Source organism: Janthinobacterium sp. EB271-G4-3-2 (assembly GCF_020858035.1).
Classification (GTDB): domain Bacteria; phylum Pseudomonadota; class Gammaproteobacteria; order Burkholderiales; family Burkholderiaceae_D; genus Janthinobacterium; species Janthinobacterium aestuarii.
In genome coordinates, this window is the sequence record NZ_JACYMG010000002.1 from 40,819 (window position 1) to 56,705 (window position 15,887).

Here is a 15,887-nt window from a genome sequence, read left to right on the forward strand (position 1 = left end):
CTACCAGTCGGCAAACGGCGTGCCGCTGCGGTCCTTGCCGGGCGCGCCGCTTTTCACGTCATACACCTGGCCCGGCGTATCGTCGGGCGGCGGCACGATGAGCCAGCTGCTGTCGCTATCCGTGATGGGATCGATGGGCATGGCGCGCAGGTATTTCTTTTCCACCAGTTGCTCCAGCGAATCCGGATAACGGCCCGTATCGCCGTGAAACTGGTCGATGGTCGTGCGCAGATTGCGCAGGTTGTCCGCCAGCACGGTTTCCTTCGCCTTGTCGAGGCTGGGAAAGTAGCGGGGTACGGCCAGGGTCAGCAGCAACGCCACGATGCCTAGCACCACCAGCAATTCGATCAGGGTAAAGCCGCGTGTGCGGACTCGGGTGTTTTCAGCGGCCATGGTTCACCATAGACGGTAAGGCACGTTGTTCAAGCCGGTCTTGCCGGACGTGGAATACACATCGTAGACATCGTCCCCCTCGCGCGGTTCGGCCGCCTCGCTGGCGTAGCTGCGCTTGCCCCACGTTTGCGCATCGCTGAGGGCAGCATCCCCATTGAACGGGTCGCGCGGCACGCGGCGCAAAAAGAACATCTTGCTGCGCTTCGGGTTGCGCTGGTCCGCCACGCCCTCGACCAGCAGCTCCAGGCTTTTCGGATAACCGCTGGCGTCTGTCGCGCGCACAATGCGGCCTTCGTCGCCAGCCCGTTTATACGCATCGATCCCCTGGCGGATCTCGCGCAGCGCGCGCCGCAATTCCTGCTCCTGGCGCCGCTGCACCGTCACTTGCGTGACGGGGATCACCAGGGTGGCCAGCACGCCCAGGATGGCCAGGGTCACCAGCAGTTCGATCAGGGTAAAGCCGCCCCGCGCACGCGCCTGTCTCATTTGGCGGGGGGCGGCGGCACCACCGGCACCGGCTGGCTCGACGACAGCGGCAAGGGCGTCGCCTGCAGCGGTACGGGCTGGCCCGACGATATCGGCAAAGGCGACGGGGACGGCTCGGGCGACGGCGCCACTTCCGGCGCGGGCACCGTCTGCGGCAGCGGCGCCGGAAAAGCGCCCGGTGTCATCATCGGCTGCGCCGGCGCCGGCTGCATGCCGACGGCCGACGGGCCGGAACGCACGATCACCGTGCCCGGCATCTGCGTGGGCGCCTTGGCCGCCATGTCGGGACGGCGGCGGAAGCTGCCTTCCGTACCGGCCGAGAATTCCGACTCTTTCGCTTCCGGACGCTGCACCGTGCGCACCAGGTGCGGCGTGATCGACAGCACGATTTCCGTCTTCTGGCTGTCGTCCTTGCTGCTGCCGAACAGCCGCCCCAGCACGGGGATGTCGCCCAGGCCCGGCACCTTGTTGCCCGAGCTGCGCTCTTCATTGTTGAGCAGGCCCGCCAGCACCTGGTTTTCGCCATCCTTCAGTTGCAGCATGGTCGACGCCTGGCGCGTGCCGATCTGGTACAGGGTCGAGCCGCTGCGGGTGGTGGTGGCCGCGCCCAGGTTGCTCACCTCGAGCGAGATGCGGATGCCCACCTCGTTGTTCAAATAGATGGTCGGCTCGGCGTTCACCGTCAGGCCCACGTCCAGGTAGCTGATCGACTCGGAAGCGAAGCCGCCCGTGCCCGGCGAAATCGTGGTGGTCACCACGGGCACCCTGTCGCCGATGACGAACTTCGCCTTTTCCCGGTTGCGCACGCGGATGCGCGGGTTGGCCAGGATGTTCGCGTCGCCGTCCGTCTTGTTGGCGTTGGCCGTCACGGACAGGTCGCTCACGCCGATGGTGCGCTGGTTCAGCTTGTTCAGGTCGCTGATGGTCAGGCCGATTCCGCCCGAGGTGGAAAGCGGCGTCAGGGTCAGGCTCGATGGCCAGGCCACGCCCAGCTCCATCAGGCGGCTGCGCTTGACTTCAAGGATTTCCAGTTCCAGCACCACTTCCGCCTCGGGCACGTCCTGCAGCGCGATCAGGCGCTCGGCCAGGCGGATCGCCTCGGGCGTGTCGCGCACGATGACGAGGTTGAGCTTTTCATCGGCCACCACGTCGCGCGTCTTCAAAATGGTCTTGAGCGTGTTGGCCACCTGCTTGGCGTCCGCGTTCGCCAGGAAGAAGGTCTTGACCAGCACTTCCTGGTACTCCTTCAATTTCGCCGCCACGTTCGGGTAAATCAAGATCGTGTTCGCATCCATCACCTGCTGCTCCAGCTGGTTCGTCACCAGCAGGAAGTAGACGGCCGATTCCACCGTGCTGTTTTTCAGGAAGATCGAGGTTTTCGCGTCCGCCTTGACGTCCTTGTCGAAGACGAAATTGAGGCCGGAGCGGCGCGCGATCAGCTCGAACACCTGTTTTAACGGCGCGTCGCGAAACTCGATCGTGATCGGCTGCTTGTACGACTTGGCCAGGCCCGACTCGACCACGGGCGGCGCCGTTTTCTCATCAACCTCGCGCAGCAGCGTGCGCGCGCCCGCATGGTTCGGCTGCTCGGTCAGGATGGCGTTCAGGCGCTGGCGCGCGGGGTCGTAGCGCCTGGCCTCGATATCTTTCTGCGCTTCGGCCAGCAGCTTGCCCTGGCGCTGCTCGCGCTCGAGCGCGCGCAAGCCGCTGCTGGCCCGCTCGTTCTGCGCGTCGATTTCCAGCACGCTCATGAAGGAGGCGCGCGCCAGCTCGCCCTGCCCCGCCTGCGCCTGGCGCTCGGCCTGCTGCAAGCGGCTGCCGGTCGCCCGCTCGCGCGCCTGCAGATAGGCGCTGCGGTACTGCGCATTGCCGGGGTCTTGCCGCAGCGCTTCCTGCAGCTTTTGCAGGCCGGCAGGCACCTGGTCTTGCGCGATCAGCTCGCGCCCGTCGCGGTAGGCTTGCTGCCCTGCGCAGCCGGACAGCGACAAGAGCAGCAGCGCCGATGAAAAGGAACGAGACATCACTCGGAAACTCCAATGTTGAGCTGCTGAATCTGGTTCAACGGCAGATAAGTGAGCGTCATGACGGGCGGCGCGATCGTCACGACCTTGTAGGCGCCATCGATGACGGTATTGGCGCGCACGATATACGTCTTGTCGGCGCGCGACAGAAACACTTCCCAGGCGCCATCGGCGGCCGCCTTGCCCAGGTAGACGAAAGGCAGCGGCGGCGCCATTGGGGGCGGAGGCGGCGGCGCGGCCGTCACCGCCATTTTCGGCGGCGGCGGATTCCAGTTCTGGCTCTGGAAGACAGCGCCGGCGCCGCCAAAGGTGTCGCCATCCTCGCCCGCCACTTCGCTGCGCGGCAGCAGGGCCAGGATGGCCGGCTGCGCGGCTGGCACCTTGGCCGCCGCATGGCGCGCGGGCGCGACGGCCCGCTCCACCGCCTCGGCCACGTCGGCCACGGGCTGGCGCTCGCCGAACAGCAGCAAGGCGCCCGCGCCCAGCACGCCGGCCAGCATCAGATAATGGCGCGGCCTCATGGCGCTTCTCCCGCATCGCCAGGCATATCGGTCAGATAAAAGGTCAGGCGCAAGCGCGCTTCGAGCTCCGTATCGGCGATCTGCTCGCGGCGAAAACTCAGTTCGTCGAGCGAGGCGAAAGGGACGGCGCGCAGCGCTTGCAGCGCGAACTGCGACACGGCCGCATAACTGCCCTTCAGCGGCAAGGTCACCTGCCAGGTGGCGACCCGGCTGGCCTTGTCGTAGCCGCTCTTGTATTCGCCCTGCGCCAGCAGCAAGCCGTTTTTCGCGGCCAGGTCGAACAGCTGCTTGACTTGCTGCTCGGCGTGGCGCTGCTGTCCCAGGGCGGCATAAAAGCGCGCCAGGTTTTCGCTGGCCGTCGCCGGCGGCGCGGCGGCCACCACGGCCAACGCCGGCTGCGGCAAGGGCCGCGCTTCCAGCTGCGCCGCCACGGCGCGCTGCTGCCAGGCCCAGACCCAGGCGGCCACGCCCAGCATGAGCAACGCCAGTGCCAGGCAGGCGGGCGCACCCAGGCGGCGCAGCAGCAGTTGCGCGCGCAGGCGCAAGCTGTTGAGGTCGATGGCCGTCATGGCGTGCCCCAGCGCGCTTCGAGCTGGAAACGCAACGGTTTGTTCGGATCGAGCGCGTTGATTTCATGGCGCAGCAGCTGCACGCGGGAGCCGAACAGCTCCTGCCGCTTCAATTGCGCGATGTAGGCCACCATGGCGTCGCTGCTGCCCGTTTCGGCCGTGATCTTCAGCACGCGCTTGCGCGCATCGGGTTCCAGCGCCAGCAGCGCGACTGCGGGCGGCGTGGCGCTGGCCAGCGCATCCTGCAGGTCGCGCCACGGCAGGTTCAATTGCAGGATGGCCGCATTCACGGCCGCCGCCTGCGCCGGCGCGATTGGCGCGGACACCACCGGCGCCGGCCCCCGCGTGGCTGCCAGCACGCGCTGCTGCGCGCGCTGCAGCTGTCCTTCGCGCAGTTGCTGGCGCTGCAGCGCGGCGCTGCCGCTGTACGCCGCCGTGACGGCCAGCGCCACGCCCAGCGCGCCGACGCACCACGCCCACGCGGGCACGCGGTGCAGGCTGCGGCGCCAGTTTGGCGGCGCGAAATCGATATCGAGGCGCGTCATGCCACGCCTCCGCTATGCGCCAGCCGGGCGGCCGGCGACAAGCCGTTTTCGCCATCCGGCGCGGAAAAAACCTGGCAGTGGAATTCTTTCGCCGGCGTCAGCCATGCGGGCGGCGGCGCGCCGCACAGCTGCAGCAGCGTCGGTGCGGACACGCCTTGCAGCAGCGCCTCGCGCGCCAAGGTCTGCGCCAGCCAGTCCCTGCCAGCGCCAGGCGGCACGGGCAGCGCGCGCACGGCGCGCAAACGGCCTTCATGCCGCACGCCCAGGGTCAGGGCGCTCTCCTGCAACTGGCCAAACCAGGCGCCCGCTTTCAAGGCGCCGTGCCAGCGGTTCCAGTGGCGCGCGAATTGCGGCGTAATGAAAATCAGGGCCAGCTTGCGTGCTTCGGCCACGCGCGTCAGCTGCGCCAGCAAGGCACGGGGCACGGCGCAGAAAAACGGCGCGCGCGCATCCCAGGCGCTGCTGCTGTGCCACAAGCCGGGCGCATCGCCATACAGCGACTGGAAGCGCAGCGCGGCGGCCGCCTCGATATCGGCCAGGCGCGCGGCGCCCTGCGGCATGTCCACTTGCCACAAGCGCGCCAGAGCATCGTCGAGCACGACGGACAAGGGCCAGCCCGCGTATTCGCCAGCCGGCAGTATCTGTTCCAGCGCCTGGCCCAGGGCGGCAAAGTCGCCATGCAGCGCGTCGTCCGGCGCATACGCGGCTTCACCGAGCGGCGTCCAGGCGGGCGCGCGCCAGCGGCTGCTGCGCCACAGGCTTACCTTGCCCGCCGCCACGCCCAGGCGCAATCCTTGTCCAAGACCTCTACGCATGCAGGGTGACCCTCTTGATTTCCGTGATGGTGGTGGCGCCCCGCTTGACCAGTTCCAGCGCCGCCAGGCGCAGGCTGCGCGTGCCGTTCGCATACGCGGCCGCCTTGATCTGGCGGATCGGTTTTTTATCGACGATCAGTTCGCGGATTTCATCGGTCAGCACGAGGATTTCGGCGATCGAGCGGCGCCCCCTGTAGCCCGTGCCGCGGCAGTCGCCGCAGCCCTTGCCCTGCTTGAATTGATACTCGGCCGCGTCGGCGCGCGCCAGGCCCACGCTGGCCAGTTCACTGTCATCGGGCGTGTACTCCGTGGCGCAATGGGGGCAGTTGGTGCGGATCAGCCGCTGCGCCCAGATGCCGTTCAGGGCCGAGACGAACGCATACGGGTCGATGCCCATGTGGGTAAAACGGCCGAACACGTCGAACACATTATTCGCGTGCACGGTGGTCAGCACCAAATGGCCCGTGAGGGCCGACTGCACGGCGATTTCCGCCGTTTCGCGGTCGCGGATCTCGCCCACCATGATCTTGTCGGGATCGTGGCGCAGGATCGAGCGCAAGCCCTTGGCAAAGGTCAGCCCCTTCTTTTCATTGACGGGGATTTGCAAAATGCCGGGCAGCTGGTATTCGACGGGATCTTCGATGGTGATGATCTTTTCGCGCCCGTTATGGATTTCCGTCAGCGCCGCATACAGGGTCGTCGTCTTGCCCGAGCCGGTCGGTCCCGTGACGAGCAGCATGCCGTAGGCCTCCTGCGCCAGCGCGCGCAAGGCGACCAGCGATGGCGAGTCAAAGCCCAGCGCTTCCAGGGTCAGCGCGCCATACGCCTCGATCATGGCGCGCTTGTCGAGGATACGGATGACGGCATCCTCGCCATGGATGCTGGGCATGATGGAGACGCGCAGATCGATTTCGCGCCCGCCCGACTCGACGCGGAAGCTGCCGTCCTGCGGCACGCGGCGCTCGGCGATATCGAGTTCGGCCAGCACTTTCAGGCGCGAGATGATGTGTTCGGCCACTTCGATGCCGTTGACGGACGTGGCGTGATCGAGCACGCCGTCGACGCGGTACTTGACGGCCAGGCCGCCGGCCGTGCTTTCCAGGTGGATGTCCGAGGCGCCCGCCTTCAGCGCGTCATACAGGGTCGAGTTGACGAGCTTGACGGCGGGGCTGGCCGCTTCCGACACGCTGGCGAAGGACAGCACGGCCGCCGTCTTGCCGTCGCGCCGCGCGTCGGTAACGGCGCCGGGCAGCAGGCTGTCGACGGCGCGCGCCGATTCTTCCTGTTTCGACAGGTAGGCGCCGATGTCGGCCTGCAGCGCCAGGCGCACGTGCAACACGCCCTGCCCGGCGCGCGCGCTCAGCCAGGTTTGCAGGTCGAGATCGAAGGGGTCGGCGATCACGCCCACCAGTTGGCCGCCGGCGGCGCGCAGCAGCACGCTGTGGCGCGCCAGCGCCTGCGACAGGGGCAGCACATCGAAGGCGGGAGACAAGGCCAGCATGTCGGCCGTTTCCAGCACGTCCAGGCCGAACGGGCGCGCCAGTTCGCGCACCACGGCGCGCGCCTCGATGCCGCTCAGCTCCTGCAATTCCTCGACCAGGCTGCGCTTCGATTGCCGGCTCAGGACGCGCGCGCGCTGCAGCAGCGCGGGGTCGATGGCGGCGGGAACGGAGGAAATCTGGTTCATGAAATATCGCCGGCAAGGTCAAAGATGGGCATGTACAGCAGGATCACGATGGCGCCCACGACGAGGCCGATGGCGGCCATCAGCAAGGGTTCGAAGGTGCGTGTAAAACGGTCGATCCAGCGGCTGATTTCGCCGTCATAAAAGGCGGCCGACTGCGTCAGCATGGGGCCCATGTCGCCCGTGCGCTCGCCCACGCGCAGCATGCGCAGGGAAATCGGTGTCGTCAATTGATGCTGCTCGAACGCGGACGACAGCGGCTGGCCCGCCTCGATGGCGCCGCGCGCCTGTTGTAAGGACGCCTGCATGCCAGGCGAGACCATCGCCTGCACGGTGGCGATCGCCTGCACGATGGTGATGCCGCCCTCGGCCAGCATGCCCAGGGTCAGGTACAGGCGCGACAGTTCATAGATGCGCACGCGCTCGCCGATGCCGGGCAACTTCGCCAGCAGGCGCGCCACGCCGCCGTTGCGCAACACGCGCCGCACGGCCGTGAACACGATGCTGCCGGCCAGCGCCAGTCCCAGCAACAGCAGCACGCCATGCTGCGTGACGAACTGGCCCCAGCTGAGCATCACTTGCGACATCCACGGCAGGTTGCGGCCGGCGCCCTGGTAGACCTCGGCGAAACGGGGCACCACATAGCTGATCAGGAAGGCGCTGACGCCGCCGCCCACGGCCAGCAGGATGGCGGGATAGATGGCGGCGCTGACGATTTTGGAGCGCACCGCATCGATGCGCTGCTGGTAATCGATGTAGCGCGACAGCGCGCGCGGCAAGTCGCTCGTGCCCTCGGCCGCCTTGACGATGCCGATGTACAAGGGGGGGAACAGTTCCGCCTGCTCCGCCAGCACGGCGGAAAAGCGTTTGCCCTCGCGCAAGCCTTCGAGCAGGCGCGTGAGCACGCTGCGCGTGGCCGGCGACGCTTCCTTTTCCAGCAAGGCTTCCAGCGCTTCGACGATGCCCAGTCCCGCTTGCAGCAGCGCCAGCAATTCCTGGCTGAACAGCAGCAAGGGCAAGGCCCGCGCCCGCTGGCGCCCGGCGGCGCTGAACGGCGTGGCCCGCACGGGGCGGATGGCGCTGACAAACAAGCCGCGCGCCTCGGCCTGGCGGCGCGCGTCGGCTTCGTCGCGGCCGTCGATCACGCACGTCTGCAAGGTAGCTACGGCCTGGTCCGTGGAAAGCGCGCGTACTTCGAACTGCATGATGGCTTGTCCGTAGGAAAAAGAATGGCGCTGGCGCTATTGCGAGCTGATGTCGGCGTTCTCGCCGCTGCCGCCCGGCTGGCCATCCTTGCCCATCGAGACGATGTCGTATTCGCCCTTGCTGCCGGGCGCGCGGTATTGATACGCATGGCCCCACGGGTCGAGCGGCACGGCTTTTTTCAGGTAAGGGCCATTCCAGCGCGTACCGGCGGCGGGCGGCGCCACCAGCAGCGCGGCCAGCCCCTCTTCCGTGGTGGGGTAGCGCCCCACGTCGAGGCGGTAGGTGTCGAGCGATTTTTCAAACGCCTCGATCTGCGCCTTGGCCACCGTCACTTCGGATTTGCCCAGTTGGGCAAAATACTTGGGGCCGACATACGCCGCCAGCAAGCCGATGATCACGATGACAACCAATAATTCGAGCAAGGTAAAGCCGCGCGCATGGCGCGTTGCCGCAAGGTTCTGCCTGTGTGCTGCATGCATCCGGTAACTCCTTATTGCCTACCTTCAATACATTGCGTCGCTGTGCGCGGCGGATGACCACGCACGGGCGACACGCGCTTGCCTGATGCTTATCAGCCTACCATGCCGGTTATGGTTAATACAATCTTTTCTTTGCTCTGTGAACAACAAATTCCTGCGGAAACCATCCAGTGTGTACGAAAGGGCCACGGCGCCGCGCGCGCCTGACTGGCTAGTCAATTATTCAACTATTTTCAATGCGGAAACTATCTACTTTTGGTTGTCAAACCATAGTAAATGATGAATTTTATTCATTCATTATTTGCAACTTTCAAATTAAATTTGCAAGAATATCAAACAATGCAATTGCCTCTTTTGCTATAGTAAAAATCAATTTTCTCCGTATTGGTCTTACCCGTCCACGCAGAAAAGAGCATCCCAGACGCAAAACATATTGCATCCTACATAATCACCAAGGGAAAATTCATGACTCGTATTGTGCATTCGAAGGCAACTGCCGCAGCAAGTCCTTTCTCGGCCAAGCAGTGGACCGGCGCCGCCATCCTGGCCCTGTCCGCCGCCTGGGCCCCCGCCGCCATCGCGGACGTGATCAACTTTGACAACGTCGACAGCCAGTTCGTCGGCCATGGCGACTCCCTGGAATTGAGCAAATTCCTGCTGACGGGCGCTTCGAATGCCGCCGGTGCCAGTTATGGCGACCTGGTCGGCGCCGTGTTCGACGGCACGGACCCGGCCGCCTGCGGCATGGCGTGCCCGACCAACAATACGAGCAATTACTATGCCTCCCTCAACGACGGCATCGTCTACCTGGACCCGCTGAACCCGGGCGGCAGCGTCAGCCTGCAGGGCTTCGACGCCAGCTTCATCGGCTATGCCCAAGGCGTCACCTATCCGGCCGTAGCGGGCTTGCTGCGCGTGCAAGGCTTCTACGCCAACGGCTCTTCCATCTATGAAACCTATCAGCTGGGCGGCCCCATCGGCGGCAACTTTCAGTTCCAGCGCTACAACACGAGCGCCAGCTTCGGCAGCCAGCAATTCGCCTCGCTGGCCTTCTTCGGTTTCACTTGCAACACGGCCGGCAGTTGCAACGCCTTCACGAGCAACAAGGGCCAGTTTGCGCTCGACAATATCGTCGCCTCGGTACCGGAGCCATCGACCTACGCGATGATGCTGCTGGGCCTGGCAGGCATCGGATTCGCTGCGCGCCGCCGCAGCAAGCAAGCCTGATTGCCGCCTCTTTTTGACTCCGATACCGATACAGGAAACCCTTACATGACATTCCGTCCCGCCTTGCGTCCCATTTCGCTCGCCGTGCTGAGCCTGTTTGCCAGCCTCAGCTTCCAGGCCCACGCCGACGACCTGCGCCGCCCCTACATCGTGCAGCTGACCGATAAACCGATCGCCTCCTACACCGGCTCGGTGGAAGGCCTGGGCGCCACCCAGCCGGCCGCCGGCGGCCGCCTCGACCTGGCCAGCGCGCAAGTGCAGCTGTACGGCGACTACCTTGAACAGAAACAGGCGCGGGTACAGGCGCTCATCGCCGCCGCGCCCGTGCAATACCAGTACAAGATCGTCCTCAACGGTTTCTCCGCCCTGCTGACGGACGCCGAAGTGCGCCAGCTGCAGGCGAGCGGCGAAGTGGCCAGCATCGCCCCCGACGAACCGCGCGCCCTGCAAACGAACTACACGCCCACCTTCCTGGGCCTGGACCAGCCGGGCGGCCTGTGGAGCCAGCTGGGCGGCAAGCAGCATGCGGGCGAAGACATCATCATCGGCATCGTCGATGGCGGCGTGTGGCCGGAAAACCTGTCGTATGCGGACAAGGTCGACGCCAATGGCGCCCCGACCTTCGACCCGAACGCCACCCTGGCCTATGGCGCGCCGCCGGCCGCCTGGAAAGGCAGCTGCCAGGCAGGCGAAGGCTTTACGTCCGACCACTGCAACAACAAATTGCTGGGCGCGCAGTATTTCAACGCCGTGCGCCTGACCGAGACGGACAAGATCCAGCACTGGAGCGAATTCACCTCGCCGCGCGATTCCATCGGCGACCCGAATGGCGAAGGCGGCCACGGCACGCACACCTCGTCCACCGCGGGCGGCAATGCGGGCGTGCCCGTGACTGTGAACGGCTCGCCCCTGGGCGCCATTTCCGGCGTGGCGCCGCGCGCCCGCCTGTCCGTCTACAAGGTATGCTGGTCGTACAACCTGGCCACCCAGCCGACCGGCGCGAAGAACGGCTGCTACGGCGGCGACAGCGTGGCGGCGATTGAAAAAGCCGTGCAGGACGGCGTCCACGTGATCAATTATTCGATCAGCGGCGGCGGCACCGTCAACGACCCGGTCGAGCAAGCCTTCCTGCACGCGTCGAATGCGGGCGTCTTCGTTGCCGCTTCGGCCGGCAATGCGGGTCCTGCCAATACCGTGGCCCACGTCAGCCCATGGATCACGACGGTGGCCGCCTCGACGCACAACCGCGCCAACCAGGCCAAGGTGACCTTGAGCAACGGCGCCAGCTACACGGGCGCCTCGCTCAACTACAACCCGCTGCCGGCCACCGCCCTGATCCGCGCGCAAGACGCGGGCTTGCCCGGCGCCGATGCGCAAAAACTGGCCCTGTGCTACCGCGCCGGCGACAACGGCGGCGTGGCCCTGCTGGACCCGGCCAAGGTCGCCGGCAAGGTCGTCAGCTGCCTGCGCGGCACCACGGCGCGTACCGACAAGGGCGTCGCCGTGCTCGAAGCGGGCGGCGCCGGCATGGTGCTGGTCGACACGGGCGTGGGCCTGGTGTCCGATCCGCACGTGCTGCCGGCCGTGCACGTGAGCGCCGCCGATGGCGCGCTGATCAACGTCCAGGCGCAAACGGGCACGGCCACGGCCGCCATCTCGCGCTTCGTCACCAACGGCAACGGCCCTGCCGCCCCCGTGGTGGCCGACTTCTCGTCGCGCGGCCCGAACCTGTATGACGCCAACCTGCTCAAGCCGGACGTCACGGCGCCTGGCGTGGACATCCTGGCCGGCGGCACGCCTGCCCTGTCGCGCGCCCAGCGCGACGCTGTGCAGGATGGCAGCCTGGTGCCGGCGCAAGCCTACATCTTCCTGCAAGGCACCTCGATGGCCAGCCCGCACGTGGCCGGCCTGGCCGCCCTGCTGCGCCAGCAGCATCCGGACTGGAGCCCGGCCGCCATCAAATCGGCCCTGATGACGACCGGCAGCACCACCCTGCCCGACGTTCAGGCCGGCGACGCGCGCGGCATCCTGCCATGGGGCCAGGGTGCCGGCCATGTAACGCCGAACAAGGCCGCCGATCCCGGCCTCGTGTATGACGCCAGCCTGGCCGACTACAAGAAATACATGTGCGGCGTCGGCATGACGGCCGAATGCGCGGGCGGCACCCTGGCCGGCTACAACCTGAACATGCCGTCCATTACCATCGGCAACGTGCTGGGCACGCAAACGGTGACGCGCCGCGTCACCAACGTGGGCAGCGGCAGCGCCACGTACACGGCCAGTGCCTCGCTCAGCGGCTACAGCGTGGCGGTTTCGCCTGCCACCCTGGCGCTCGCGCCCGGCGAAACCAAGTCCTTCACCGTGACCCTGACGCGCACCACGGCGCCGGACAATGCCTGGCAGTACGGCGCCCTCGTGTGGAGCGACGGCGTGCACACGGTGCGCAGCCCCGTCACGGCCCGCTCGGGCCGCGCGGTGCAGTCGCCGGCATTGCTGCGGGCCGACAAGGTCAGCGGCCTGCGTTCGCTGACCCTGTCCACCGGCTTTGCCGGCAAGGTGGGCGCGGCGACGGGCGGCCTGAAGGAAGTGGCGCGCAGCGAGCAAACCATCAGCCAGGCCGCGCCGGGCAGCGTCGACACGCTGGAACAGATGGCTGCCGCGTGCCAGGCGGGCGGCAGCGGGGTGCGCGTCGTCAATGTCAGCATTCCCGCCAGCACCGTCGTGGCGCGCTTCGAAACCTTCGACCGCGACACCACGGAAGGCGCCGGCAATGACCTCGACCTGCTGCTGCTCAACAGTACCGGCGCGACCGTCGCCACTTCGGCCACGGCCGGCTCGAACGAGGCCATCACCGTCACCACCCCGGCGGCGGGCAGCTACAAGGTGTGCGTGATCGGCTACGAACTGGCGAATGGCGTCTCGACCGGCTTCGGCCTGTCGTCGGCCGTCGTCACGACAGCCGACAAGGGCGGCAACCTGAAAGCCACCCTGCCGTCCAAGGTGTATGTGGGCGGCAGCGCCACGGCCGGCGTCAGCTGGTCGGGGCTGGAAACGGGCAAGCGCTACCTGGGCGGCGTAGTCTTCCTTGATGGCAACAACGCGGCGGCGTCCACCACCGTGCTGTCGGTGGAGACCAACAACCCGTTGCCGCTGGCCGTCCCCAGCCAGCGCAACGTGAGAGCGGACGCCAAGCTGTAACGGTATCGCTCCAGGCCATTCGAGGCCATAACACGGCGCGCCCTGCGGGGCGCGTTTTTTATGCGCGACGCGCGTACAATCGGCGCATGGGCGCTACGCGCCAAGGGAGCTAGCATGTCCGCATTTCGCCTCAGTATCGCCATCCTGGCCGGCATGGCCAGCATCCATGCCCTGCCTGTCGCGGCGCAGGCCGCTGCGGCGCGGCAGTCCTATCTGGTGCAATTGCGCGCCCCGCCGCTGGCCTCGCAAGCGGACGGCGTGCATGGTCTCGATACCAACAGCGACGCCGCGCGGCGCTACACGGCCCGGCTGGAAACGCAGCAGCGCGCCGTGCTGGCACTGGTACCCGACGCCCCCGTGCAATACCGCTACACGGCTGCCTTCAATGGCTTTGCCGCCATGCTGACACCGGCCGAAGTGGCGCGCCTGCAAGCGAGTCCGGACGTGGCACGGGTATCGCCCGGCAGCATCGAACACACGCAAGATGGCAATGGCAATGAAAAGCTGCAGGCCCGGCCGCAGGATCAGCGCTAGTGGCTGAGCAGGCGCAGCGCGATGCCGCGCGACACGGCTTGCATGCGGTTGCTCACGCCAAGTAATTTGTAGATGCGCTGCAAATGGCTTTTCACCGTGGTGCCGCTGATGCCGAGGATTTGCCCCACCTCCTCATTGCTTTTCCCCTCGCGCACCCAATGCAGCACTTCCAGCTCGCGCGCACTGGCCGCGCGCGTGGCAACCGGGCCAGTCGCGCGCGCACGCTGGCTGCCTGGCAGCGCCAGCCAATGCACGTGCAGATAGGGCAGCAGCAATTCCAGCGCATACGCCTGGCGCGCCGCGTCCGCCTGCTTCACGGCGAACAGGGCAAAAAAACTGCCGCCGGCGTCACCCACGCTGCCATGCACCAGCACGCCGTCGATGACGCCCGCCCTCTGTCCACCGGCGCGCCAGGCCAGCGCAAGGTGGGCCAGCTGGGCCTGGCGCTCGCGCAGCTGCGCGTGATCGGGCGCGGCGCTGTGCCAGGCTTCGCTGCGCAGCACGGCCCCGTCGGCGTCCAGTTGCACGCACATCAATATGTCGTGCGGCAACAGCGTTTGCAGCGGCCCCTGGCTCCACAAAAAGAAATCGCCGGGCGCGGCGATGCCATGCGCGCCGAGGATAGCGTGCAGCAGGTATTCCTGCTCCCTCCCCGTCAGCAGCATCATGCGCACACGGCGGCGTCAGAGGCCAGATAGCGGTAGCCGCTGCCGCGCACGGTTTCGATGCGGTGGCCGCAGCCGCCCGGCTGCAAGGCGTGCCGCAAGCGTCCCACGTGGGCGTCGACCGTGCGTTCATCGAGGTAGGCGGCATGGCCCCACACCTGGTCCAGCAGTTGCGCGCGGCTATGCACCCGGCCCGGATGATCCATGAGGAAATGCAGCAGTTTGAATTCCACGCGGCCCAGGTGGATGGGCACCTTGCCGGCCGTCACACGCAGGGTCTGCGGATCGAGCCGCAAGGCGGCAACCCCGGCCGTGCCTGCGCCTGCGCGCAAGGCTGATGGCGCGCGCCGGCGCAGCAGCGCATGCACGCGGGCCAGCATTTCACGGGGCCCGACAGGCTTGCACAGGTAATCGTCGGCGCCGCTTTCCAGCGCCAGCACCTTGTCCTGTTCGCTGTCGCGCGCGCTGATCATGATGATGGGCAAGTCGCACTGCACGCCATCCTGGCGCACCTGGCGCAGCAGCGCGATGCCGGACGCATCGGGCAGTTCCCACTCCAGCAGCAGCACGTCGGGGGGATCGGCCGCCAGCAGCGCCAGCGCGCCGCGCGCGTCCAGGGCGCAGCTGACCCGGTAGCCGGCACCCGCAAGGTTATGCGCCAGCAGCGCCTGCATGGCGGGCGCAGGGTCCAGCACCAGGATATGGCCAGGCATCGATGCATCTCCCGAAAAAAGTTGGCGGCAGTCATCAGAAAACTAGACTGCCCGACAAGTTTTTACTATGCATCAAGCGTAAAACGCTGACTAATACAATTTAGTTTCCTGATTTATAGCTATTGCGAATAAATACATGAAAAAAAACACAGCGGCCAGCAGGCGCGCTGTGTTCAGGCTGGAAAGACTAGGCGCGGGTGGCAGGCTGGCGCCGGCGCAGGGCAAAACCGATCAGCGCCAGGCCGCCCGTGAGCATCATCCATTCCGACGCTTCCGGCACGGCCGAGATCGACGCGATGCTCGCATACGTGCTGCCGGCGATGCTGGCGGGCAAACCGCCGTTGAGCGGCGTCAGTTCGAATTGCACGAGGTTGCCATTCGCATTGCCCAGGTAGGACGTGGCCGTAGAGTCGAGCAAGCCCACGCCAAAGGTCGTGCCCGCATTGCCGGCCGTGTTCAGGAAGTCGCCGCCAAAGACGATATTGAAACCGAACTTGCCGCCCAGGGTCACGTTGTGGAACCAGTCGTTGTAGGCGCCGCTATTGCCGAAGGTCAAGGTGCCGGGCAAGCTGCCGCTGACGTTGCCTTCCATCGATTCCAGTGCGCCGAACGCGCCCGAGAAATTGCTGAGTATGGCGCTGGTGCCCGGCGCCGGGCTGTTGCCGGCGATAAAGGCGAAGTCGAGGAAACCGGCGCCCGAGAACTGGCTCGTGTCGATTTCCACGCGGTAGCCGAGCGGGTCCGCCAGCGCCAGGCTGGAGCTGGCGGCCAGCACGGCGGCCAGCACGGCGCGGCGCAGGGTGAGGTTGAATGTCGTTGTCAACATGATGG

The 15,887-nt window shown here is 66.5% G+C and carries 16 protein-coding genes; 3 read left to right on the top strand and 13 right to left on the bottom strand.

Annotated features, from left to right (window positions below):
* From IGS55_RS05175 to gspG, 10 genes are read right to left on the bottom strand one after another with little or no spacing between them, the layout of a single operon-like run.
* Complete coding sequence (locus IGS55_RS05175) at positions 1–393, bottom strand: type II secretion system protein (RefSeq protein WP_230515355.1); 393 nt, start codon at positions 391–393, stop codon at positions 1–3.
* 3 nt (positions 394–396) lie between these two features.
* Positions 397–879: a type II secretion system protein gene (locus IGS55_RS05180; RefSeq protein WP_230515356.1), complete on the bottom strand. Its 483-nt coding sequence runs from the start codon at positions 877–879 to the stop codon at positions 397–399.
* Positions 876–2,900, bottom strand: a complete 2,025-nt coding sequence (locus IGS55_RS05185; RefSeq protein ID WP_230515763.1) for a secretin N-terminal domain-containing protein — start codon at positions 2,898–2,900, stop codon at positions 876–878. The genes IGS55_RS05180 and IGS55_RS05185 overlap by 4 nt, the downstream gene beginning before the upstream one ends.
* Positions 2,900–3,421: a hypothetical protein gene (locus IGS55_RS05190; protein WP_230515357.1), complete on the bottom strand. Its 522-nt coding sequence runs from the start codon at positions 3,419–3,421 to the stop codon at positions 2,900–2,902. The genes IGS55_RS05185 and IGS55_RS05190 overlap by 1 nt, the downstream gene beginning before the upstream one ends.
* Positions 3,418–3,990 carry a hypothetical protein gene (locus IGS55_RS05195; RefSeq protein ID WP_230515358.1) on the bottom strand — a complete coding sequence of 191 codons (573 nt, stop codon included), beginning with the start codon at positions 3,988–3,990 and terminating at the stop codon, positions 3,418–3,420. Before IGS55_RS05195 ends, IGS55_RS05190 begins: the two co-directional genes overlap by 4 nt.
* On the bottom strand, positions 3,987–4,535 hold the full coding sequence (locus tag IGS55_RS05200; RefSeq protein WP_230515359.1) for a hypothetical protein: 549 nt from the start codon (positions 4,533–4,535) through the stop codon (positions 3,987–3,989). The genes IGS55_RS05195 and IGS55_RS05200 overlap by 4 nt, the downstream gene beginning before the upstream one ends.
* Complete coding sequence (locus tag IGS55_RS05205) at positions 4,532–5,350, bottom strand: hypothetical protein (protein WP_230515360.1); 819 nt, start codon at positions 5,348–5,350, stop codon at positions 4,532–4,534. The genes IGS55_RS05200 and IGS55_RS05205 overlap by 4 nt, the downstream gene beginning before the upstream one ends.
* Positions 5,343–7,037 carry a GspE/PulE family protein gene (locus tag IGS55_RS05210; RefSeq protein WP_230515361.1) on the bottom strand — a complete coding sequence of 565 codons (1,695 nt, stop codon included), beginning with the start codon at positions 7,035–7,037 and terminating at the stop codon, positions 5,343–5,345. The genes IGS55_RS05205 and IGS55_RS05210 overlap by 8 nt, the downstream gene beginning before the upstream one ends.
* Complete coding sequence (locus IGS55_RS05215) at positions 7,034–8,239, bottom strand: type II secretion system F family protein (protein WP_230515362.1); 1,206 nt, start codon at positions 8,237–8,239, stop codon at positions 7,034–7,036. Before IGS55_RS05215 ends, IGS55_RS05210 begins: the two co-directional genes overlap by 4 nt.
* Before the next feature lie 36 nt (positions 8,240–8,275).
* On the bottom strand, positions 8,276–8,719 hold the full coding sequence (gene gspG, locus IGS55_RS05220) for a type II secretion system major pseudopilin GspG (RefSeq protein ID WP_034751618.1): 444 nt from the start codon (positions 8,717–8,719) through the stop codon (positions 8,276–8,278).
* Between the two features lie 465 nt (positions 8,720–9,184).
* On the opposite strand from gspG, the gene IGS55_RS05225 reads away from it, so the two are divergent.
* From IGS55_RS05225 to IGS55_RS05235, 3 genes are all read left to right on the top strand, one after another.
* Entirely contained in the window at positions 9,185–9,946 is a 762-nt protein-coding gene (locus tag IGS55_RS05225; protein WP_230515363.1) for an NF038120 family PEP-CTERM protein, read from the top strand.
* 45 nt (positions 9,947–9,991) lie between these two features.
* Complete coding sequence (locus tag IGS55_RS05230; protein WP_230515364.1) at positions 9,992–13,144, top strand: S8 family peptidase; 3,153 nt, start codon at positions 9,992–9,994, stop codon at positions 13,142–13,144.
* Between the two features lie 114 nt (positions 13,145–13,258).
* Positions 13,259–13,678: a protease inhibitor I9 family protein gene (locus tag IGS55_RS05235; RefSeq protein WP_230515365.1), complete on the top strand. Its 420-nt coding sequence runs from the start codon at positions 13,259–13,261 to the stop codon at positions 13,676–13,678.
* On the opposite strand, the gene IGS55_RS05240 is transcribed toward IGS55_RS05235, so the two are convergent.
* The 3 genes from IGS55_RS05240 to IGS55_RS05250 all read right to left on the bottom strand — a co-directional run bounded on the left by IGS55_RS05240 (position 13,675) and on the right by IGS55_RS05250 (position 15,882).
* The gene (locus IGS55_RS05240; RefSeq protein WP_230515366.1) at positions 13,675–14,346 is read right to left on the bottom strand and encodes a LuxR C-terminal-related transcriptional regulator; all 672 of its coding nucleotides are present in this window, start codon (positions 14,344–14,346) and stop codon (positions 13,675–13,677) included. The two genes, IGS55_RS05235 and IGS55_RS05240, sit on opposite strands and share 4 nt — an antisense overlap.
* Positions 14,343–15,056 (bottom strand): winged helix-turn-helix domain-containing protein, encoded by a 714-nt coding sequence (locus IGS55_RS05245; RefSeq protein WP_230515367.1) that lies wholly within the window; start codon positions 15,054–15,056, stop codon positions 14,343–14,345. Before IGS55_RS05245 ends, IGS55_RS05240 begins: the two co-directional genes overlap by 4 nt.
* A 187-nt stretch (positions 15,057–15,243) precedes the next feature.
* Positions 15,244–15,882, bottom strand: coding sequence for an NF038129 family PEP-CTERM protein (locus IGS55_RS05250; protein ID WP_230515368.1), 639 nt, complete (start codon positions 15,880–15,882; stop codon positions 15,244–15,246).
* Positions 15,883–15,887: the final 5 nt, after the last annotated feature.